Consider the following 22,622-nt stretch of genomic DNA (forward strand, 5'->3'; position numbering starts at 1 on the left):
AACCGCGTGTCACGTCATGACATCCGGCGCGGTCCGTCCGGTGCGTGCCGCCAGATCGGTGATCTGGGCCACCGCGCCTGCGATCTCGGCCAGCGCGGCCTGCGTTTCGATGGTCAGGTCCCCGTCCGGTGCCTCGTACCGTTCCAGATACACCCGCAATGTCGCCCCCTCGGTGCCGGTCCCGGACAACCGCAACACGGCACGTCCGCCGCCTTTGAACGAAAGGCACAGTCCCTGATTGTGGCTCACCGATCCATCAACCGGATCGTGATAGGAAAACTGGTCCGCCGATGTCACCTCGCACCCGCGAAAGCTCTGTCCGGGCAAGGACTCCAGCCGTGCCGTCACATCGGCCATCAAGCCATGTGCCGCGTCACTGTCGACGGCCTCGTAGTCGTGCCGGGAATAGTAATTCCGGCCATAAGTCTGCCAATGGTCCATCAGGATGTCCCGCACCGACATCTTGCGCACCGCCAGAATGTTCAGCCACAGCAGTACTGCCCAAAGGCCGTCTTTTTCCCGGACGTGATCACTTCCCGTGCCGGCACTTTCCTCACCACACAGGGTGACCCGACCGGCATCCAGCAGGTTGCCAAAAAACTTCCACCCCGTGGGAGTTTCAAAACACTCTACACCCATCGCCTTGGCGACCCGGTCACAGGCCCCGCTTGTCGGCATGGACCGCGCCACACCCGCGATCCCGCGCGCATAGCCGGGGGCCAGATGGGCGTTGGCGGCCAAAACGGCAAGGCTGTCGGACGGGGTCACATACACGCCTTTGCCAAGGATCATGTTGCGGTCCCCATCCCCGTCTGACGCGGCTGCGAAATCAGGACCATCCTCGGACATGACCATATCGACCAGCGGTTTTGCCCAGATCGGATTCGGATCGGGATGCCCCTTGCCAAAATCAACCGACGGCACCCCGTTCAAGACCGTGCCTTTCGGCGCACCCAACTGGTCTTCAAGAATGGCCGTCGCATACGGTCCCGTGACCGCGTGCATGGCATCAAACCGCAGCGTCAGACCATCGGCAAACATCGCCCGGATGGCATCGAAATCAAACAGGCTCTGCATCAGCGCGGCATAGTCGGTCACGGGATCGACAATCTCGACCGCCATGTCCCCAAGCGCCACCGTTCCAAGCGTGTCCAGATCAAGATCCGGCGTCTCCAGCGTGGCATAGCTGGACAAAGAGGTGGTCTCGGCAAAGATGCGGTCGGTGATGGCTTCGGGCGCGGGGCCGCCATTGGCGATATTGTATTTCAGCCCGAAATCCGCATCGATCCCGCCGGGATTGTGGCTGGCCGACAGGATCAGCCCCCCATCGGCCTTGCGTTGCCGGATCAGGTTCGACGCGGCTGGTGTCGACAGCAACCCGCCTTGCCCGACAATGACCCGCGCCGCGCCATTGGCCGACGCCATGCGCAGGATGGTCTGGATCGCCTCGGCGTTAAAAAACCGCCCATCACCCCCGACCACAAGCGTTTTGCCCGACACGCCCTCAATCGCATTGAAAACCGATTGCACGAAGCATTCGAGGTAATCCGGCTGCATGAAGGCGCGGGTCTTTTTGCGAAGCCCGGATGTCCCGGGTTTCTGGCCCTCAAACGGAGTGCAGGTCTTGGTCAGGATGGTCATGCGGAAATCTCCTCGGGGCAGTCGGTGGGGTCCGTGATCTGGGGTGCCGGGCGGTGCGCGGACATGGTATTCGCAATCTGCCGCAACCGCGCGTCATGCGCCATGTCTTCGACCGGGATTGGAAGGCGTCGTCGCCAATTGGGATGCGCGTCGATGGTGCCCGGCAGGTTCTGGGCGTCGACCTGTTCAAAAACGTCGTCCAGTTGTACCGACACCAGCGCGGCAGGGGAGTGCGCCAGCGATCCGTGGATGTGATCCGCGATTGCCCCGGGGGCCGTGTTGGGGTGCAGCCCGCAAACGCGGCGCAAACTGGCACGTTGCCGGGCCCGATGCGCATGGCGGTTCAGACGGTCGGTGCTGTTCAGCCAGCCCACCTGATGCCACCAGTCGATATCGGTGCCGTGCCAGAACCCCTGCACGGTTGGCGTGTCATGGGTGCCAAAACACGCCAGCGCATGCCGCGGCAACGCCGATGCTGGCAGGATGTTGTCCTGGTCATCGGCTTCGAATTGCCAAACGGCATAGCTGTAAAGCCCCGCATCGCGCATCGCGGCCCGGAACCCATTGGGCACCAGCCCCAGATCTTCGCCAACGACAACACACCCGGTTTGATGCGCCTCGATCAGGATGACCGCCAGCAGTGAGTCAAGCGGTTGTGTGACATAGCCTCCCGGACTGCCATCATCGGGCAGCCAGTAGCTGCGCAGCAGGCCCAACGCATGATCAATCCGCAACAACCCACAGGTCTGCATCAATCGACGCAACATGGACCGCAACGGCGCGTAACCGGATCGCGCCAGTGGCCCCGGCGCATGGGCGGCTAAGGTCCAGCTTTGCCCTTCCGGGCTTAGATGGTCAGGCGGCGCGCCGATGGTGACACCTTTGGCGATGGTGGCGTCATTCATCCAGACTTCGGCCCCGTCCGGACGCGGCCCCACGGCAAGGTCAAGATAAAGCCCAAGCGCCATGCCAGCGCCCTGCGCACGGTCCTGCGCTGCCCCTATCTGTTGCGTCGCGCGCCATTGCAGCCAAAGGTGAAATTCGGTGCGCTCAGCGGCCTTTTCTTCGACCATTGGTCCGGGCGTCTGCAATGCGGCGGGCCATGTCCGGAAATCAAACCCGTATCGTTCGCTCAGCGCTTCGAATTGCGCGAACTGCACAACGTCGGTTGCGACCGAGGCCTTCCAGCGGTCAAACACCGCGCGCGCGCCGCTTTTTCGGAATTGCGCGAAGTCTTTTTCAAGCTGTGGACGATGGATCGCCCGGAACGATGCATAGTCGATCAGGTCGTCACCCGGGGTCGGCCCCAGCGATGTCACTGGCGCGACGTGGTCGATGTTGAACATCCCGCGATGCGACGGCGAATAGGGGCTGATGATGTCTTCCATCGCCCACCCCAGCGCATGAACCGGATTGATCCCGAAAAACTGCGCGCCCTGCTGACCAAAGGTCTGTGCCGCAGCCGCAAGATCGTCGTAGGACCCCAACCCCCCATTGCGCGATGAGCGCAAACCGTAAAGCGCCCCTGTCGTGCCCCAGCAGGCCCGCCCCTGCAAATCGGGTGCGCGAGCCGGGCGTGACAGGACAAAGGTCTGGGCCACGTTCCCCGCCGAAGTGGTGTTCAGACGAAAATACCCAACCTGTAACGGTGGCAGCGCGATAGCCCGCTCCGCATGCCCCTCGCTCAACACCTGATCTGCCTCGTCCAGCAGGACCCATGTGCAAGGCGTCGGGGTGTGGAGCTCCGAAGGATGCCCCGCAAGAACGATATGCTCTGACGCGATCCGCGCCGTCGCCGCGTCCACCTCTGCAAGCGCGTCCCGCATGTCGGCATCCGTGTCGACGCGAACCCCAAGCGCACGCAACAAGGCGCGCAGCGTGTCGGGGGATGCGGCATGCTGGTGCCCGTGCAGATCATGGAAATCAAGATAGACACCATGCGCCTGTGCCAGACACCGAAGCATGTCGTCCGACCCGGTCATGAGGCGGGTCCATCGGTCAGGACAAACGCACTCACCGACGCCGCCGGAACAACGATCCGTCCGTCTGCCACCTCAACTGGCGTCTGAGCCGGTGTTGCGCTGTCGATCATCCGGCGCCACTGGTGCGGGTGCCGGTCCGGCAGGGCAAGCGGGCAATCCGCGTCCGAGCGGTTGAAAGCCAACAGCACTTCGTCGGTCAGCGTCTTGCCGATCACATCCTCTGAATTGCCGCGCACCAGCAGGCAGAGTTTTGACAGATCAGGATCGCTCCAATCCAGATCGGCAGCCTTGAAATCCAGCCACTCAACGTCGGTCTGCCCGTCACAGTCGCGCTGCGCGCCATGCAGGAAGGTCCGCTGGCGAAGAACCGGATGCGCGTGGCGAAAGGCCGAGACCGCCGCCGTATAGGCGATCATGTCATCGTCCAGCGCGTCCCAGTTGATCCAGCTGGTGTCGTTGTCCTGACAGTAATTGTTGTTGTTGCCGTTCTGCGAATTGCCGCCTTCGTCGCCTGCCAGCAGCATCGGGGTGCCTTGGGACAAGAACACCGTCGCCAGCATGGCGCGCTGCCGCCGGGTGCGGGCCGCGAGGATCTCTGGATCGTCGGAAGGGCCTTCGACGCCAAAATTATCGCTGAAATTGGCGTGATGGCCGTCGCGGTTGTCTTCGCCGTTGGCCAGGTTGTGACGTTCGACGAACTGCGTAGTGTCCGCCAGCGTGAACCCGTCATGCGACGCGGCATAGTTGACCGAAGACCATGCACGCCGCCCGCCCGCATCAAACACGCGGGCCGTCCCCAAAAGCGCCGACCCAAGGCCCTGCGCGCCGTGATCATCGCCACGCCAGAACTGCCGCACGGTGTCCCGAAACGTGTCGTTCCATTCCGCGAACGTCGCCGGGAAATTTCCAAGCTGATACCCGTCCGGCCCAATGTCCCACGGCTCTGCGATCAGCTTGGTCTCGGCAAGGATCGGGTCCTGCCGAAGCGCATTGAGGAATCCGCCATGTTGGTCGAACCCGTCTTCGGTTCGGCCCAGCGTGGTGGCCAGATCAAACCGGAACCCGTCAACACCCATCGCCTGAACCCAGAACCGCAAACTATCAAGGATCATGCGGGTCACAAACGGATGGCTGACATTCAGCGTGTTTCCACAGCCCGTGTCGTTCACATAGTAGCGCGCATTGTCGGCCTGAAGCCGGTAGTAGGCGGCATTGTCCAGCCCCCGGAACGACAGCGTCGGCCCAAGGTGATCGCCTTCGGCCGAATGGTTGTAGACCACGTCCAGAATGACCTCGATGCCCGCCGCGTGGAACCGGTCCACCATCTGCCGAAACCCGCGTATCCCGGCCGGGCCGAAATACCGCGGTTCGGGCGCGAAAAACCCGATGGTGTTGTAGCCCCAGTAATTGACCAGTCCCCGCGCGTCCAATACGCCTTCGGACTTGATGGCCTGCACAGGCAACAGCTCGATCGCGGTGATGCCCAGCTTGGTCAGATGCTCCAGCACCGCGTCCGATGCCAGCCCGTCGAAGGTGCCTTGCAGCTGCTCGGCGACACCGGGGTGCAAACGGGTCAGGCCTTTGGCATGGGCCTCATAGATAACGGTCTCGTCCCAGGCCCGGCGCAACGGCGCGCCGTCCAGCGCAAACAGGTCCGGGTCCGACACGACCGACTTGGCCACAAACGGCGCGCTGTCAGACCTGTCAAACGACAGGTCCTGAGCGGTGTCGCCGCTCTGATAGCCAAAGGTTGCGGCATGATCGGTGAAAGCGCCGTGAAACGCGTGGGTGTAGGGGTCGATCAACAGCTTGTGGATGTTGAACCTGTGCCCGTCCTCCGGCGCATAAGGCCCCGCCACGCGGTAGCCATAGATCGCACCGGGCGTCAGGCCGGGCAGGTAGCCATGCCAGATCGATCCGGTCCGGTCCGGCAGCGGCAACCGAAGGGTCTCCTGTGACCCGTCCGACGAAAACAAACACAGATAGACCTGTTCGGCATTCTCCGAAAACACCGCAAAATTGGTGCCCGCTCCGTCAAAATGCGGGCCAAGCCGGTGCGCATGGCCGGATTCAAGTTTCGCCGAAACAGAGGATTGGTACGTCATTCCACGAGGTCTGCGTAAAGGTCGCAATACCCCTGCGCAGAGCGCGCCCAGCTTACGGGATGGCGCATCGCGGCGCGTTGCATGGACTGCCAGAGTTTCGGATCCGCATAGGCGGCGGCAGCCCGGTCGATGACCTGCGCAATCCCGGTGCCGGACACATCGTCAAACACAAATCCGGTGGCCGCCTTGGCCAGAACCGCCGCCATGTTGGCGTCGATAACCGTATCGGCCAGCCCACCTGTGCGCGCAACAACCGGCAGGGTGCCATAGCGCAACCCGTAAAGCTGGGTCAGACCGCAGGGTTCGAAGCGCGACGGGATCAGGATCGCGTCACTGCCGCCCTGCAACAGATGCGACAGCGGTTCGTCATACCCGACATAGGTGGCCACACGCCCCGGATTCCCCTCGGCCGCGCGGCGGAACCCCTCTTCCAGGTCCGGCTCACCGCTTCCCAGAACGGCAAGCTGTGCCCCACGCGCGACCAGATGCGGAACGGCCTCCAGCAACGCGTCGAGCCCCTTTTGGCTGGTCAACCGGCTGATCACGCAAAACAGCGGCCCGGTCTGATCCGCGTCCAAACCCAGTCGGGCGCAAATCTCGGCCCGGTTCTGCGCTTTGCGTTTCAGGCTCTTGGCGTCATAGGTCTGCACCAGTGCGGTATCGTCCGCAGGGTTCCAGACCTCCGTGTCGATCCCGTTCAGCAATCCGCTCAGCACATCCGCCCGCGCGCGCAGCACACCGTCCAGCCCCATCCCGAACGCGGGCGTCAGAATTTCGCGCGCGTAGGTCGGGCTGACGGTTGTGATCCGATCCGCATACATCAGCGCGCCTTTCAGCATGCTCAGATCGCCGTGAAACTCCAGTCCCTCGGGGTGGAACCAGTCGGTCTTGAGATGCAACTGATCCAGCAGGTGTGATCCGTAGCGTCCCTGAAACGCGATGTTGTGGATCGTGAGGACCGACCGGGGCGATGAATGCCCCGCCATCTTCAGGTACACCGGCGCAAGGGCCGCCTGCCAGTCATGCGCGTGCAGCACATCCGGCGCATACCCGTCAATTGCGCCTTGGCACACCCGCGCCACCGCCATCGACAAGGCGGCAAAACGAAGATGGTTGTCGCTCCAATCCGCGCCGGTCTCGTCCAGATAGGGGCCTCCGGGCCGGTCGAACAATTGCGGTGCATCCAGCAGCAACAATGTCACGCCCTGCGCCGTCACCCGGACCAGCCGCCCCCCGCCGCCGGGCAGATCGTCAAACCGGGCCACCTCCTGCCCCTTGGGCAGCAACGGAAACAGCGCGGGATAGGCCGGAAGCATCACCTGCGCATCAACGCCCAGTGGCGCAAGCGCCGACGGCAAGGCCCCAACCACATCGGCCAACCCCCCCGTTTTTACGAAAGGCGCGCATTCCGAAGCCACCATCAAGACTTGCATATCAGCCGTCCAGTTTATCAATCATATCTTGCGTGATCAGACAGACCCCGTTTTCAGACCGCCGAAAGCGCTTGGCATCCGATTTCGGATCTTCGCCCACGACCAACCCGTCCGGGATCTTGACCCCCCGGTCCAGCACCACGTTCTTGAGATACGCACGGCGTCCCACCTCGGCATAGGGCAGGGCGACAACGCCCTCAAGCTGGGAATAGGAATGGGTTTTCACGCCGGTAAACAGCAAACACCGATAGAGCGAGGAACCCGAGATGATACATCCTCCCGACACCATCGACGACACCGCCTGCCCGCGACGGCCTTCTTCATTGTGGATAAACTTGGCGGGCGGCACCAGTTCCGAATAGGTCCAGATCGGCCAGTCGGTTGCATAGATATCCAGATCGGGTTTGAAATCCGTCAGGTCGATATTCGCCTGCCAATAGGCGTCAATCGTCCCCACATCGCGCCAATAGGGCTCGGTCTCCAGACCCGACATGACACAGGACCGGCTGAACGGATGCGCCCGCGCGCCACCGGTCGCAACGATGTCGGGGATGATGTCCTTGCCAAAGTCATTGTCAGAGTTGGGGTTCCCCGCGTCTTTTTGCAGAACCTCGTAAAGGTACTCTGCCTCGAACACGTAAATCCCCATGCTGGCCAGTGATTTCGTATCGTCACCGGGCATGGTGGGCGGCTCGGCTGGCTTTTCCACGAACTCAAGGATCTTGTCATTATCATCCACATGCATGACGCCAAAGCCCTTGGCCTCTTCGCGCGGCACGGCGATGCAGCCCACGGTGACCTTGGCACCCGACCGGACATGTTCCTCGATCATGAAGGAATAGTCCTGCTTGTAGATGTGATCACCCGCCAGGATCAGCACGTATTTCGGGCCGTAGCCGCGAATGATCTCGATATTCTGGGTCACCGCATCGGCGGTGCCCTTGTACCAGTTGTCTTCATTAAGCTGCTGCGACGCAGGCAGGATATCCAGCGACTCGTTGCGTTCGGCCCGGAAAAAGCTCCAGCCGCGCTGGATGTGCCGGATCAGGCTATGCGCCTTGTATTGCGTCGCCACGCCAATGCGCCGGATGCCGGAATTCACGGCGTTGGACAAAGCAAAGTCGATGATCCGCGTCTTGCCGCCGAAATACACCGCCGGTTTCGCGCGAATGTCCGTCATCTCTTTCAGACGACTGCCGCGCCCCCCGGCCAGAATGAAGGCCATGGATTGCTGCGCGAGGCTAAATCTGTCTTCTTTCATGTCGTCCTCCCCCTAAGTCTTTGTGTCTCAGTCGCGGCGCAACTGAAAGAACACGGTCGCCAGCGGTGGCACCGTGATTTCGATGGATTGTGAACAGCCGTGCATCGCGACGGGTTTCGCCTCGGCTCCACCCGGCGTTCCGGTATCCGTGCCACCATAGATCGCGGCATCGCTGTTGAGTTTTTCGTCCCAATGCCCGACCTCCGGCACGCCGATGCAGTAATTCGTGCGCGGCACGGGTGTGAAATTCGACACCACCAGAACCGGCGCGCTGCCGTCTTTGCCATAGCGCACCCAAGAAAACACCGAATCCGCCGCATTGCCGCCATCGATCCAGCGGAACCCGTCTTCCTTGCAGTCTTTTTCATAAAGCGCAGGCGTGGCGCGGTAGAGCGTGTTCAGATCGCGCACGAGGTTCTGCATCCCCTGATGCGGCGCATGATCCAGCAGGTGCCAGTCCAGGCTGGTCTCGTTATTCCATTCCTGCCCTTGGGCAAATTCGCAGCCCATGAACAGCAGCTTCTTGCCCGGATGCCCCCACATGAACCCGTAATAGGCCCGCAGGTTGGCAAAACGCTGCCAGTCATCCCCCGGCATCTTGCCCAGCATCGACCCTTTGCCATGCACCACTTCGTCATGGGAAATCGGCAGGATGAAGTTTTCGGAAAACGCGTAGTGCAACCCGAATGTCATCTTGTCGTGATGGTATTTCCGGTTGATCGGGTCTTCGGCCATGTAACGCAGGGTGTCGTTCATCCACCCCATGTTCCACTTGAACCCAAAGCCCAGACCACCCGCGTCGGTGGGTGCACTGACGCCCGGAAAGGCTGTGCTTTCTTCAGCGGCGGTCAGGATGCTGTCGTCGGCTCCGTAAACCGCCTCGTTCATGCGCTGCATAAACGCGATGGCCTCAAGGTTCTCGCGCCCGCCGTCCTTGTTGGGCACCCATTCCCCCTCTTTCCGCGAATAATCGCGGTAGAGCATGGAGGCCACGGCATCCACGCGCAGCCCGTCGATGTGGTATTCCTCGAACCAGAACAGCGCGTTGGCGATCAGGAAGTTCTGCACCTCTGTCCGCCCATAGTTGTAGACCAGCGTGTTCCAGTCGGGATGAAACCCCTCCTTCGGGTCGGCATGTTCATAAAGCGGCGAGCCATCAAAACGGCCAAGCCCGTGCTGGTCGGTCGGGAAGTGTCCGGGCACCCAGTCGATGATCAGGCCCAGACCGGCGGCATGGCAGGCATCGACAAACGCACGGAAATCCTCCGGCGTGCCAAAGCGCGACGTGGGCGCAAACAGACCCACGGGCTGATACCCCCACGACCCGCCGAACGGGTATTCGGACACAGGCGTGAGTTCGATATGGGTGAAGCCCATGTCCTTGGCATAGCTGACAAGCTGGTCGGCATGCTCGCGGTAGGTCAGGGACCGGTTGCCGTCCTCTGGCACGCGTCGCCAGCTTTCCAAATGCACCTCGTAGATCGAGATCGGCTGGTCGATTTTGTGCTTTGCGTCGCGCTTGGACAACCAGCCTGTGTCGGACCACTCGTAACCGTTCAGATCCCGCACCACAGATGCCGTTTTGGGTGGAAGCTCTGCGCCAAAGCCAACGGGGTCAGCTTTCAACGGTAGCAAATTACCCGCGCCATCCAGAATTTCGTACTTGTAGACGGTGCCGTCCTGCAGCCCCGGCATGAAGATCTCGTGCACACCGGTCGCACCACGGCGGCGCATGATATGGCGGCGGCCATCCCAGTCGTTGAAATCCCCAACCACAGACACCCGCGACGCATTCGGTGCCCAAACGGCGAAATGCGTGCCCTCCACACCTTCATGGGTGCAGACATGCGCGCCCAAGGCGTTCCACAGCTGCGAATGGGTGCCTTCGCCCAGCAGGTATTCGTCCAACTCGCCCATCTTGGGGCCAAAGGCATAGGCGTCCTGCTCTTCCCAGTTCTCTGCCCCGCGTGTCATGCGCAGACGATAGGCAAAGCGCTTCTTGCGGCGCGGGATAAATCCGGCAAAGACCCCGTCAGCCACCGGATCAAGACCCGCGACCTTGCGACCTGTCTTGGCATCCAGAACCTCAACACCGTCCACACCGGGGCGCATCACACGGACCACGAGTTTGCCCTCCACCTCGTGCAAGCCAAGCACCGAAAACGGATCACCGTGCTGGCCTGTCGCAATGGCCTGCGCGGCTGCGGGGTCGATGAGGACAGGTCCAGCCATTACGCGGACTTCTCAAGTTTGGGGTTCATCACGCTGTGTGCGTTCCAGATGTCGCGCGCATAACCCTGAATGGTGCGGTCGGACGAGAACCAGCCCATGCTGGCGGTGTTGGCAATCGCCATCGCCGACCAGTTCCGGGCGTTTTGATACGCGGTATCCGCGCGGCGCTGCGTGTCGAAATAGCTGTCGAAATCGCAGGTCACGAGGAAATAGTCATGGTCATAGAGCATCCCCACAAGCCCATGATAGCGGCTTGGGTCATGTGGCGCAAAACGGCCCTCGGCAATCTGGCCCAAGACGCGCTGCAACCGCGGGCAGGCCTCAATCGCGGCGCGGGCAAACCCATGATGCGTGCGGCGCTCCATCACCTCGGCGGCGGTCAAACCAAACAGGAAGAAGTTCTCTGACCCGACATGTTCGCGGATCTCCACATTGGCACCGTCCAGCGTGCCGATGGTCAGCGCGCCGTTCAAAGCGAACTTCATGTTCCCGGTACCGGACGCTTCCTTGCCAGCGGTCGAGATCTGTTCCGACAAGTCCGCAGCAGGGATCAGGCGTTCGGCCATCGTGACATTGTAGTTCGGCGGGTAGACGATCTTGAGCTTGTCGCCCGTCACCGGGTCAGTGTTGATCACACCGGCTACGTCATTGATCAGGCGGATGATGTCCTTGGCCACGAAATATCCAGGGGCAGCCTTGCCGCCAAAGATTTTGACCCGAGGGGTCCAGTCTGCGTTCGGATTGTCGCGCATGTCATTCCACAACGCGACAGTTTCCAAAAGGTTCATCAACTGGCGTTTGTATTCGTGAATACGCTTGATCTGCACATCGAACATCGCGTCGGGGTCAAGGCTGACGCCCATCGTCTCGCTGATCCAGTTAGACAGCGTCACCTTGTTCGCACGTTTGGCGGCGCTGAACGCATCGACAAACCCGGCATCGCCGCGTTTCGTTTTGAGCGCGGACAGCTGTTCAAGGTCTGTCACCCACCCGTCGCCGATCTGGTCATTGATCACATTGCGCAAGGCGGGGTTGCAGCCATGCAACCACCGACGCGGGGTGATGCCGTTGGTCTGGTTGATTATGCGTGTGGGGTGGATGCGGTGCAGGTCGGCAAACACCGTTTCCTTGACCAACTCAGTGTGCAGCGCGGACACGCCGTTGACCTTGTGCGCCATCACAAACGCCAATTCACCCATGCGCACATCGCCATGTTCAAGAATGCGCGGGCTGCCGGGGAATTCTGTCTGATGCGCATGTTCAATCGCGCGGATGATCTCCATGTGACGCGGCAGGATGCTCCCCATCAGATGTTCGCTCCACCGTTCCAGCGCTTCGGGCAGAAGCGTGTGGTTGGTGTAGGACAGGCAGCGGCGGGCCAGGTCGATTGCCTCGTCCATCGCCAGACCGTGGTCATCGACCAACAACCGCACCAACTCGGGCCCCGCAATGGCCGGGTGCGTGTCGTTCAACTGGATCGCAACAAAGTCGGGCAAGGCACGGATGTCGTCATGGTCGCGAAGGTAACGACGGACCAAATCCATCAGCGATGCGGCGGTAAAGAAATATTCCTGCTTCAGCCGCAATTCCTTGCCGCTTTCGGTGGTGTCATCGGGGTACAAAACCCGGCTGATTGTGCGCGCCAAGGCCTCGGACCGACCGGCGGCAAGGTAATCGCCCCGGTTAAAGCTTTCGAGGTCAAACTCATTCGACGGCTCTGCCGCCCACAGGCGCAACGTGTTGCCCCACATGCCCTTCCAGCCAACAACCGGCGTGTCATACGCGGTGGCCATCACAACGTCGCTTGGGTGCCAGAACGCCTTGCCGTCATGATGCTCCACATGCCCGCCAAACCCGATCTTGTACTGCGCTTCGGGGCGTTCAAATTCCCACGCATGGCGCTGGGTCAGCCATGTTTCGGGTTTTTCGACCTGCTGGCCCTGCGCGAAGCTTTGTTCAAAAAGTCCGTGCTCGTACCGGATGCCATAGCCAAAGGCCGGAATACCAAGCGTTGCGAGCGAATCCATGAAGCACGCGGCGAGGCGGCCCAACCCGCCATTGCCCAAAGCGGCATCGGGTTCGTCATGTACGATTGCATCGTAATCCTGCCCCAGCTCTTCCATCGCCGTCCGCGCGGCGTCTTCCAGACCCAGGTTGGAAATCATGTCCTCGATCAAACGCCCGATCAGGAATTCCATCGACAGGTAATACACCCGCTTGGGCGAGGCCGCGTAGGTTTCCTTGGTTGAGCGAAACCACGTTTCGACCATCTCGTCCCGCAGCACCAAAGACAGCGCGATGCGCCAGTCATAGACAGACGCGTTCTCGGCGTCCTTGCCTTGCGAGTATTTCAGGCGGTTCAGAATGTCGGTTTTCATGGGGTTCCACAGATTTCGATAGCGCTAACATGAGTGCATATACGCGAAGGAGTTCGATTTGCCACTCTTAGCGAAAAACTTTACGCGCGTAAAGTTTTTCCGCAGCAGGGCGGTTTTGGCGTGTCCAGGACGCTTTCCTGAACACACTCAAGACATTGCGTCTTTGCTCAGGCGGATTGCAAGGACCGGATTTGTGTTCCGCGTGCATCAAAATTGTCCGGCGACAGCCAGTTTTCAAAGCGTGTTTTCAACTTTGGCCACTCCGTATCAAGAATCGAGTACCACGCAGTGTCCCGATTGCGACCCTTGTAATGCGTCGCCTGCCGGAACGTGCCTTCATAGGTAAAGCCCAAACGCGCTGCTGCACGCCGGGACGGCGCATTCAACGCATCGCATTTCCATTCATACCGGCGATACCCCAGTTCATCGAACGCGCGCGCCATCATAAGGTACTGAAATTCGGTTGCGGCAACGGTCCGCTGCAAACGCGGCGACAGGTTGATGAACCCAATTTCGATTGTCGCACTGGCAGGGGTGATCCGCAGGTAACTTGCGTGACCCACGGCCTGGCCATCCACCACAATAGCATGCATCAGCGGATCATTCCTCGTCCGGGCCTCGGACACCCAGTCGCGGAACGCCGCGCGGTCGTGGTAGGGGCCGTTCGGCAGGTAGGTCCAGATCCGGTCTTCGGTGTCGTCCCGAAAGGCGTCATACAGCGCATCGGCATGCGTGTCCGCCAAAGGCTCAACTGTACAACTGCGCCCCGTCATCGGCGTGCGCGGCGGCACGGGACGCGGGGTGCAATCGGCAAGTTCCAGACCGATGGGTTGGCCCAGCGCATTGCTGCGCTGGCCCGTGATCAAGGGGTCATTCACCCAAATTCGCGCCCAAGCGCCTCGTCCACAGACGAGATGATCTGGTTGATGTCGTCTTTGGTCGCGATCAGCGCCGGGCTGAAGCACAGCGTGTTGTTAAAGCCGGGCACCGACCGGTTGGTCGCCCCGATCACAACGCCTTGCTGCATGCAGTCGCCAACAACCTTCTGCACCCGCGCTTCCGCCATCGGCGCCCGTGTTTCACGGTCCGCCACCAGTTCGGCCCCAAGGAAAAGCCCCTTGCCGCGCACATCGCCAATCACCGCGTGTTTGTCGGCCAAGGCGTGCAACTGGTCGAGCATATAGGCGCCCATGTTGGTGGTGTTTTCCAGCAGGTCCTCATCTTCGATGATGCGCATGTTCTCAAGCGCCGCGGCTGGACCGGCGGTGCAGCCGCCAAAGGTCGAGATATCGCGGAAATAGTTCATTGGATCGCTGGCGTCGTCCTTGAACATCGAGAACACGTCTTCGGTGGTCACAAGGCAGGCAATCGCGGCATAGCCAGAAGCAACACCCTTGGCCATCGTCACCATATCCGGCTGCACGCCGTATTGCTGGTAGCCAAACCACGTGCCGGTGCGGCCCACGCCACAGACCACTTCGTCGATATGCAGCAAGATGTCGTACTTGCGGCAAATCTCTTGCACGCGGTCCCAGTAGCCTTTTGGCGGGGTGATGACACCACCACCGGCGGTCACCGGCTCAAGGCACAGCGCGCCGATCGTATCCGCGCCTTCGCGCAGGATGACCTGTTCAATCTGGTCCGCCGCCCATTCACCGTAGTTTTCGGTCGGCGCACCCTGATCGCCTGCGCGGTACTCAAGGCAGTGCGGCACTTTCACGAAGCCCGGCGTGTAGGGGCCGTACTGTGCGTTGCGCTCTTCCTGGCCACCGGCAGACAGGCAGGAAATCGTGGTGCCGTGGTAATCGCGGTCACGGTACAGGATCTTGTGCTTCTTGCCGCCATAGCGCTTATGAGCGATCTGGCGGACCATCTTGAACGCCTTCTCATTCGCCTCGGACCCGGAATTGGTGTAATACACCCGCGTCATGCCCGGCATTTTCGAGATCAGCTTTTCCGAAAACAGCGCCCCCGGAATCGACCCGGCAGAACCCGCGAAATAGTTCAATTTCAAAAGCTGGTCATACACCGCCTTGGCAATGCTTTCGCGGCCATAGCCCACATTCACCGTCCAGACACCACCGGACACGGCATCAAGATGCTCTTTGCCCTTCTGGTCCCAGACGCGCATGCCTTTGCCTTCGACGATGATCCGGGGATCGTTCGTTTCAAACGGCTTGTGCTGGGTCAGGTGGTGCCACACGTGTGCGCGGTCGGCTTCGACCACGTGGCTGAGATCGTTTTGGGACAGAGTGCCGTCCATGGCTATCGCCTCCATATGAGAATCACTGCAGACCTGGTGCGGACCCCGCCCCGGTTGGACTCATCTTGATGAGATCACGAAGTACACGTTAGGGCCAGACGCGCCTTACGCGTATAGCCAAAATTTCGGGAAATTGCACGTGGAACGCAGTCGTCCGCAATCCGGGGATCGCGACGCCAGCACAGACGTCAGTAGAAGCGTCAGGATTGATCCGCTACCGGCGCGTCCGTCGCGCCGCCATTGATCATCTCAAGAACCGACGCAACCTGTGTATCAAGCCACAGCCGGGCCTGATCGACAAAGGCCACATAGCCGTCCATGGCCCCCTTCAATTGCGGAACCGACTCTCCGACCTGCGGCGCAAAGACATAGAGCGATGTCGCCACCGCAAAGAGCAGGATCACAAGGATAAAGCCCCGGCCAAACCCGCCGCTGTCGTCGTCCTCGTCCTCAAGGTCGGCCTGCACAGACTGCAACTCGCGACGCTCGGTCGAGGCGCGCAGCGTCTGATTGATCTCGTCAATATCGGGAAGCATCTCGCCGCGCGATTGCGGGCGGTCTGCCACCGCGCTTGCTGCGGCCACAGCCGCAGCCGCCTCCGGGTCTTCGCCCCGCAGCTTGCGCATGCGGTCCTGCGCCTGTCGCGCGCGCTTCGCGGCCTCGTCTTCGGGTTCCTGCAGGCCCAGGTCGGGCTGGTCTTCCAGCACATCCGCCTCGGCTTCACGCGCCCGCGCCTCAAGCTCGGCCTCCTGACGCAGGATGTCGGCAACCGCCGGGTCCAGTTCCCGGCGCTTCGGTGGGGCAGGCGGCGGGGTTGCGCCGGGCGCGGCCCCGGCATTGACCGATGGGCCATCCGTGGCGGCGCTGTCCACCTCGGGATGCCAGACCGCGTCTTTCGGCGCGGCGGCGGCGGCGGCGATGGCTTCGGGTGTGTCGTCGGGATCCTTGGCCTGAAACCACGTGTTCCCGCAGTTCGAACATTGCACATCCCGACCATCATCAGGAATGACATCATCGGGAACCTCGTATTGTGCCCCGCAGCTTGGACATGTCAGCCGCATATTGCCTGTAGCCCCCGTTCGGCTGTCTTTGATCGTGCAGACAGCGCGCATTCCTCACCAATGTGATCAGCATAGGCGCGCCAATCGGCATGTAAAACCCCATTGTATGACGTTGCCTGCATTGAAACCGGCACGATGCTCAGGCACAACAGCGCCGAACCAGAGGCAGAGGCACCACCGCCGTGATCGAGCTTGAGAACGTGGCCTATTCATATGGCGGGGGCGAATTGCTCACCGACATCAACCTGACCGTGCCGCCGGGGTCGTTTCATTTCCTCACCGGACCGTCCGGATCCGGCAAGACGACCTTTCTGAAACTGTGCTACGGCGCGCTTCAGGCCACGGCAGGGCACGTGCGCCTGTTCGACCGCGATGTCCGTAGCTTGGAACGCGATGACGTGGCCATCCTGCGCCGGAAAATGGGCGTGGTGCATCAGGATTGCCAGTTCCTTGACCACCTGCCGGTGACGGAAAACGTGGCGCTGCCGCTTGCGGTATCCGGGCAGGATGCTGGCGGCACGGATGCCAACCTCAAGGAATTGCTGGCATGGGTTGGCCTGACCGCGCGCGCCGATGCCTACCCGCCGGAACTGTCCGGCGGCGAACGCCAACGCGCCGCACTCGCCCGCGCTGTGATCATGTCGCCGGACGTGGTGCTGGCGGATGAACCGACGGGCAACATCGACTGGGAGATGTCGAAAAAGCTGCTGACCCTGTTGGTCGAGCTGAACCGCATGGGCAAGACGATCCTTGTGGCCACCCACGATCTGGGGCTGATCCGCGCCGCCAAGGCACAGGTCCAGACCCGCGTGCTGCGGATTTCCAATCGACGCTTGCAAACAGCGGGGGTGGATCTGTGAAGTTCGATCCCCGCGCGACGGCGCAGATGCTGCGGTTCGACGAAAAAGCCGACCGCGTTGTCCCGCCCACCGGGTTTACCGCGCGCCTGACCCTGTTCAGCGCCTTTGCAATGGCGTTTCTTGCGGTCTTTGCGCTTGCCTTGTCGATGGCAGCGGGGCGCATTGCGGATCGCTGGGGCGACGAACTGGCCCAATCCTCCACCGTGCGTATCTCGGCCCCGGCGGGCGAAGTCGCCACCCAGACCGAAGCCGCGCTGCGGGTGCTTCGCACCACACCCGGCATCATCGATGCCCGCGCGCTGACGCTTGAGGAACAACGGGCGTTGCTGCTTCCGTGGTTCGGCCCGGACCTGCCCATCGAAGACCTGCCACTGCCGCAACTGATCGACATTCAGGAAACCGATGACGGCTACGATCCGTCCGGCCTGCGCCTGCGACTGGCGGCAGAAGCCCCGGCGGCGGTGCTGGATGATCACGCCCGCTGGCGGCGTCCCCTGATCGAAGCGGCAACGCGGCTGAGGCTTCTGGGCTGGGCGTCGATCCTGCTGATCGCCACCGCCACCGCCGCAATGGTGACGCTGGCTGCCAACGCAGCCTTGGCCGCCAACGCACAGGTGATCGCGGTGCTGCGTCTTGTCGGGGCCAAGGACACCTATATCGCCAGCGCCTTTGTCCGGCGCTTTGCCCTGCGCGCCCTGACAGGGGCGGCCTGTGGCACATTGGTCGGCATCATTGCGCTGTTTCTCATTCCCAGCGGCGGTGAAGCCTCGGGCTTTCTGACCGGGCTGACGATTCAGGGTGTGGGATGGCTCTGGGTGATGTTGATCCCGCCGCTGTCCGGGCTGGTGGCGCTTCTGGCCACCCGGTTCGCCGCGATACGCGTGTTAGAGGAGTTGGCCTGATGGCATATGCAATCCAATGGGTCCGGTCGCTGATCTATGTGATCTCGGTCTATGTGGCGATTGCCGTCGTTGGCCTCGTTTTGTTCCCCTGGGCGCTGTTTTCCCGCAAAGGCGCGCGCACCGGATGTATGGCAGTCTGCCGCTACGTGCGCTGGGCTGCGCCGTGGATGATCGGGCTGAAAACCGAAATCCGGGGCACACCACCGAAGTATGAATGCGTGGTTGCGTCCAAGCACCAGAGCTTTCTCGACGTGTTTCTCGTGTTCTCGGCCCTGCCAGCGGGCAAATTCATTATGAAACGCATCCTGATGTACGCGCCCATCGTCGGCCAATACGGGCTGCGCATCGGTTGCATCCCGGTTGATCGCGGCAAGCGTGGTGCCGCGATCAAGCAGATGGTGGAGTCTGTTGAGAAAGGCACAAGCACACCCGGTCAACTGATTATCTACCCGCAAGGCACCCGCATCGCGCCGGGGGTCAAGGCACCCTACAAGGTCGGCACCGCGGTGCTCTATGAACAGCTGAACCAACCCTGCGTGCCGGTTGCCGCCAATGTCGGGCTGTTCTGGCCCAAACGGGGGATCTACCGCAAACAGGGCACGGCGGTTGTCGAATTTCTCGATCCGATCCCCCCCGGCCTGCCGCGGCATGACTTTCTGCCCCTGCTGGAAAAAACCATCGAAGACGCCTCTGATCGTCTCAACGCCGAGGCCGGGTTCCATGCGCCGCATTAGCAGCAGCACGGAGCTTGATGCGCTCTATGGTCCGCCGGTGGCGTCGTCGCTGAGCAAGGTCGCAGATCACATGACGCCGCTATACCGCCGTTGGGTGGAGGCCGCGCGTTTCTGCGTCGTCTGCACAGCCGGGCCCAACGGCACGCATGGCACACCGCGCGGGGACATAGACCCTGTGGTCCGCGTGGCGGATCCCAAGACGTTGCACCTGCCGGACTGGAAGGGCAACAACCGCCTCGATGCGCTGCGCGACCTGATCGAAGACCCGCGCATCGCGTTCATCTTTATGATCCCCGGCACCAAGACCACCGTGCGGGTGAACGGCACAGCCTTCATCACCGACGACGCAGACCTGCGCGCGTCGTTTGAAAAGAAAGGCAAACAGCCCGCAACCGTGATCGTGACCGAGATCTGCGAGGTCTACACCCAATGCGCCAAGGCCCTGATGCGGTCGGGACTGTGGGACGGCGCGCCTGTGCCGGACGGCCTGCCCACGGTTGGCGACATCCTCGCGGACATGACCAATGGAGAGGTCGGCGGCTCTGACTACGACACACATTACGAAGAGCGCGCGCAGCCCCGCATGTGGTGATCAGCGGTGCTGGTCGATCAGCACCGGGTTCCCGTCCGGGTCCGTCAGCACAATCTGCGCCGGGCCGTCGCTTTCCGGGTCTGCCTCCACATCCAGCGACAGTCCCGCCGCCTTTAACCGGGCCTGAATGCGGCGCACATCCTCGAACGGGTCGGTGTCCTGCGCGTTCTGATCCCAGCCAGGATTGAAGGTGAGCATGTTCTTCTCGAACATCCCTTGAAAGAGCCCGATGATCGTGTCGCCGCTTTTGAGGATCAGCCAGCCCTGGTCCGCCTGTCCTCCGAATTTGGAAAATCCAAGCGCTTCGTAAAACGCGCGGGACGCGGCAAGGTCTTTGACCGCAAGGCTGATGGAAAACGCACCAAGTTGCATGGGATGTCCTTTCCGTTGCGCAGGCCCAGCCTAGGCCCGAACGGTGCATTTCCAAAGTGCTAAGATCTGATGCGCATAACCGCGCCCACGTTGCGCAACGAGCGGACAGGGTCACTCCCACACCGCGATCCCTTTGACACTTCTCTCGGACGCCGGAAGGTCGGCCATGAGAGACCGGTCTCCGAACAGGCCTGGGTTTCCCCCAGGTACAGGCCCCGCGTTGAATCGTGGATCGCCGAGAGAAACGTCACGCCAACGAGGCGGCGCCGCTTCTACATAACGACAAAAGGGCTCTATCAAGAGTCCTTCCACGCGGTTTCGAAACCGCGTCAGGAAGCCTGTTCGAACAGGCTTCCCCCTTGGCATATGTCACTCACATATGAATCGGCCCATCGCCACAGGCGAGCGCTGCTTCGCGCACCGCTTCGGAATAGGTCGGGTGCGCGTGGCATGTGAGTGCAAGGTCTTCGGCCGACGCGCCGAACTCCATCGCGACGCAGATCTCGTGGATCAAATCGCCTGCCATCGGCCCGATGATATGCGCGCCCAGGATGCGGTCGGTGGTTTTATCGGCAAGGATTTTCACAAACCCATCGGCGGCAAAATTCGCCTTCGCGCGGCCATTGCCCATAAAGCTGAATTTGCCCGCTTTGTAGGCTGTGCCCTCTTCCTTGAGCTGTTCTTCGGTCTTGCCGACATTGGCGACCTCGGGATGCGTGTAGATCACCCCCGGAATGACGCCATAGTTTACATGCCCATGTTTGCCCGCGATGACCTCGGCGCAGGCCATGCCTTCGTCTTCGGCCTTGTGCGCCAGCATCGGGCCGTCGATGCAGTCGCCGATGGCAAAGATGCCGGGCACGTTGGTTTTCCACTGGCTGTCGGTCTTGATCTGCCCGCGCTCGGACATCTCGACCCCAAGCGCGTCAAGGCCAAGCCCGTCGGTGTAGGGGCGGCGGCCCGTTGCGACCAGAACCACATCCGCATCCGCGGTATGTTCGCTGTCATCCTTGCGCAGTTTGTAGGTGACCTTGGCCTTGCTCTTGGTCGCCTCGACCTTTTGCACGGCGGCCCCCATCGTAAAGCTGAGGCCTTGTTTCTTGAGAATGCGCTGGAAGGTCTTTTGCACCTCGGCGTCCATGCCCGGCGTGATCGCGTCGAGGAATTCGATCACCTGCACCTTGGTGCCCAGCCGGGAGTACACAGACCCCAGTTCCAGCCCGATCACCCCTGCGCCGATCACGATCATCGTCTTGGGGATCTTCGGCAGTTCCAGCGCGCCGGTCGAGCTGACCACGACTTTCTCGTCCACCGTCACATCCGCCCCCGGAACGGGCGACACTTCGGAGCCGGACGCGATGATGATGTTCTTCGCCTCGTGGACCTCGTCACCCACCTTGACCTTGCCTGCCTCGGGGATCGACCCCCAGCCCTTGAGCCAGTCGATCTTGTTCTTCTTGAACAGGAACTCGATTCCCTTGGTGTTGGCCTCGATCGTCTCGTTTTTGTATGTCAGCATCTGCTTCCAATCGACCGACGGCGATTTGCCCTTGAGCCCCATCTTGGCAAAGTTGTGCTCGGCCTCGTGCAACATGTGACTGGAATGCAAAAGCGCCTTTGACGGGATGCAACCGACGTTCAGGCAGGTGCCGCCCAGCGTCTCGCGCCCTTCGACGCAGGCGGTTTTCAGACCCAGCTGCGCGCAGCGGATCGCGGCCACGTAGCCGCCGGGGCCGGAGCCGATGACGATGACGTCGTATTGTGCCATTTCGAGTGTCCTTTGTGTTTGGCGGGGATTGGGGGCGCTGCCCCCGCGCCTGACGGCGCTCCCCCGAGATATTTTTGAACCAGAGAAGTTACATGAGCGCGGCGATCAGCAGCGTGAGGGTCGCAAGAAAGCCGACGAACCAGATCACCGACCGCCACGGCGCAAGACCGAAGACATAGGCGGGCACGTAGAGCACACGCGCGATCAGGTAGATGGCGCAGGCCAGCGCGGTGATGTCGGTGTTTTGGCCGGAATAGGTGATGACCATCACGCCGATGCCAAAGAGGATCAGCCCTTCGAAATGGTTGTTCATCGCGCGCTGCAGGCGGCCTGCGGTGCCGGTGAGGTGGACGGGTTTGTCCCGTGGAGACATCGCCGTTTTCGGGCCGACCTGCAGGTTTGCCGCAACCGAGTAGGCCACGAATTGCAGCACTTGCAGCAGCGCGGCGAGAGTGAGGGCGGTGAGTTCGGGGGTCATTTGTTGTTCATCGTCACGGACCTGCATTACTCGGATTTGAGAATCGTACCGTCTTCGAAAACAACTGCGGTAACTTCGGTTGTGATCGAGCCTGTGGAAGAACCCTCAAATATTTTCAGTTTGTCGTAAGGCTGGTTGGGAATGAATTGGTTGTCGTCAAAAAAGTAGAAGGTGTTCGCTGTCGAAAGCGCGCCAGAAGGAACGCGTTCACTGGATTCACCTGCGAACTCGAACACCACATCCCCAAATGCCGATTTGAATACAGTATTAAAGCGGAAGCCTACGATTGTATTGCCCGTATTGTTTTTGAAGATTGGCATGAAACGCATGCTATTCTGATTATATTCTCCAGCATGATGCTCAAAAAACGGCTCAGCTTCCTCCATTTCGATTTTTGAGGCGGTAGCTTCCCCCAGCACTACATACGTGCCGTCAGCTCGCAGTTCGATGCGCCGACCATCAGTTGTCTCTACGATTTCCGCAGCCAACGAAGAAGCCAAGGTTGCGAACGCTAGAATCAGACTGGTTTTCATTTTGCCTCCGAATAACGTAGTCCGGCA

At 61.2% G+C, this 22,622-nt stretch carries 18 protein-coding genes; 4 read left to right on the forward strand and 14 right to left on the reverse strand.

All coding sequences use genetic code 11. The annotated features are described in order from the left end of the window. Positions 1–9: 9 nt before the first annotated feature. From MWU54_RS10870 to MWU54_RS10915, 10 genes are all read right to left on the reverse strand, one after another. Positions 10–1,641 carry an alpha-D-glucose phosphate-specific phosphoglucomutase gene (locus MWU54_RS10870; protein WP_247083185.1) on the reverse strand — a complete coding sequence of 544 codons (1,632 nt, stop codon included), beginning with the start codon at positions 1,639–1,641 and terminating at the stop codon, positions 10–12. After that, positions 1,638–3,623, reverse strand: a complete 1,986-nt coding sequence (malQ, locus tag MWU54_RS10875; protein WP_247083187.1) for a 4-alpha-glucanotransferase — start codon at positions 3,621–3,623, stop codon at positions 1,638–1,640. The genes MWU54_RS10870 and malQ overlap by 4 nt, the downstream gene beginning before the upstream one ends. Beyond that, positions 3,620–5,728: a glycogen debranching protein GlgX gene (gene glgX / locus MWU54_RS10880; protein ID WP_247083189.1), complete on the reverse strand. Its 2,109-nt coding sequence runs from the start codon at positions 5,726–5,728 to the stop codon at positions 3,620–3,622. The genes malQ and glgX overlap by 4 nt, the downstream gene beginning before the upstream one ends. Continuing rightward, the gene (gene glgA, locus MWU54_RS10885) at positions 5,725–7,161 is read right to left on the reverse strand and encodes a glycogen synthase GlgA (protein ID WP_247083191.1); all 1,437 of its coding nucleotides are present in this window, start codon (positions 7,159–7,161) and stop codon (positions 5,725–5,727) included. Before glgA ends, glgX begins: the two co-directional genes overlap by 4 nt. 1 nt (position 7,162) lies before the next feature. Continuing rightward, entirely contained in the window at positions 7,163–8,422 is a 1,260-nt protein-coding gene (glgC, locus tag MWU54_RS10890) for a glucose-1-phosphate adenylyltransferase (protein WP_247083193.1), read from the reverse strand. A 27-nt stretch (positions 8,423–8,449) separates the two neighbouring features. After that, the gene (glgB, locus tag MWU54_RS10895) at positions 8,450–10,654 is read right to left on the reverse strand and encodes a 1,4-alpha-glucan branching protein GlgB (protein ID WP_247083195.1); all 2,205 of its coding nucleotides are present in this window, start codon (positions 10,652–10,654) and stop codon (positions 8,450–8,452) included. Continuing rightward, positions 10,654–13,032 carry a glycogen/starch/alpha-glucan phosphorylase gene (locus tag MWU54_RS10900; RefSeq protein ID WP_247083197.1) on the reverse strand — a complete coding sequence of 793 codons (2,379 nt, stop codon included), beginning with the start codon at positions 13,030–13,032 and terminating at the stop codon, positions 10,654–10,656. The genes glgB and MWU54_RS10900 overlap by 1 nt, the downstream gene beginning before the upstream one ends. 167 nt (positions 13,033–13,199) lie before the next feature. After that, positions 13,200–13,895: a GNAT family protein gene (locus MWU54_RS10905; RefSeq protein ID WP_247084024.1), complete on the reverse strand. Its 696-nt coding sequence runs from the start codon at positions 13,893–13,895 to the stop codon at positions 13,200–13,202. Between the two features lie 11 nt (positions 13,896–13,906). Beyond that, positions 13,907–15,295 (reverse strand): aminotransferase class III-fold pyridoxal phosphate-dependent enzyme, encoded by a 1,389-nt coding sequence (locus MWU54_RS10910; protein WP_247083199.1) that lies wholly within the window; start codon positions 15,293–15,295, stop codon positions 13,907–13,909. Between the two features lie 200 nt (positions 15,296–15,495). Beyond that, positions 15,496–16,356, reverse strand: a complete 861-nt coding sequence (locus MWU54_RS10915; RefSeq protein ID WP_247083201.1) for a zinc-ribbon domain-containing protein — start codon at positions 16,354–16,356, stop codon at positions 15,496–15,498. A 182-nt stretch (positions 16,357–16,538) separates the two neighbouring features. Here MWU54_RS10915 and MWU54_RS10920 point away from each other — a divergent pair, with 182 nt between their 5' ends. The 4 genes from MWU54_RS10920 to MWU54_RS10935 are packed head-to-tail and all read left to right on the forward strand — an operon-like array spanning position 16,539 to position 19,444. Further along, positions 16,539–17,216 (forward strand): ATP-binding cassette domain-containing protein, encoded by a 678-nt coding sequence (locus MWU54_RS10920; RefSeq protein ID WP_247083210.1) that lies wholly within the window; start codon positions 16,539–16,541, stop codon positions 17,214–17,216. Between the two features lie 26 nt (positions 17,217–17,242). After that, the gene (locus tag MWU54_RS10925; RefSeq protein ID WP_247084026.1) at positions 17,243–18,118 is read left to right on the forward strand and encodes an FtsX-like permease family protein; all 876 of its coding nucleotides are present in this window, start codon (positions 17,243–17,245) and stop codon (positions 18,116–18,118) included. Continuing rightward, entirely contained in the window at positions 18,118–18,852 is a 735-nt protein-coding gene (locus tag MWU54_RS10930) for a lysophospholipid acyltransferase family protein (protein WP_247083212.1), read from the forward strand. The genes MWU54_RS10925 and MWU54_RS10930 overlap by 1 nt, the downstream gene beginning before the upstream one ends. After that, positions 18,839–19,444, forward strand: a complete 606-nt coding sequence (locus MWU54_RS10935) for a pyridoxamine 5'-phosphate oxidase family protein (RefSeq protein ID WP_247083214.1) — start codon at positions 18,839–18,841, stop codon at positions 19,442–19,444. Before MWU54_RS10930 ends, MWU54_RS10935 begins: the two co-directional genes overlap by 14 nt. On the opposite strand, the gene MWU54_RS10940 is transcribed toward MWU54_RS10935, so the two are convergent. The 4 genes from MWU54_RS10940 to MWU54_RS10955 all read right to left on the reverse strand — a co-directional run bounded on the left by MWU54_RS10940 (position 19,445) and on the right by MWU54_RS10955 (position 22,595). After that, a complete protein-coding gene (locus tag MWU54_RS10940) occupies positions 19,445–19,816 on the reverse strand; it encodes a VOC family protein (protein ID WP_247083216.1) in 372 nt (123 codons plus the stop codon). Between the two features lie 373 nt (positions 19,817–20,189). Beyond that, complete coding sequence (gene lpdA / locus MWU54_RS10945) at positions 20,190–21,584, reverse strand: dihydrolipoyl dehydrogenase (protein WP_247083218.1); 1,395 nt, start codon at positions 21,582–21,584, stop codon at positions 20,190–20,192. Between the two features lie 88 nt (positions 21,585–21,672). Beyond that, the gene (locus MWU54_RS10950; RefSeq protein ID WP_247083220.1) at positions 21,673–22,062 is read right to left on the reverse strand and encodes an MAPEG family protein; all 390 of its coding nucleotides are present in this window, start codon (positions 22,060–22,062) and stop codon (positions 21,673–21,675) included. A gap of 26 nt (positions 22,063–22,088) precedes the next feature. Beyond that, on the reverse strand, positions 22,089–22,595 hold the full coding sequence (locus MWU54_RS10955; protein ID WP_247083221.1) for a hypothetical protein: 507 nt from the start codon (positions 22,593–22,595) through the stop codon (positions 22,089–22,091). Positions 22,596–22,622 lie beyond the last annotated feature (27 nt).

It is taken from the genome of Marivita sp. S6314 (assembly GCF_023015985.1).
GTDB lineage: Bacteria > Pseudomonadota > Alphaproteobacteria > Rhodobacterales > Rhodobacteraceae > Marivita.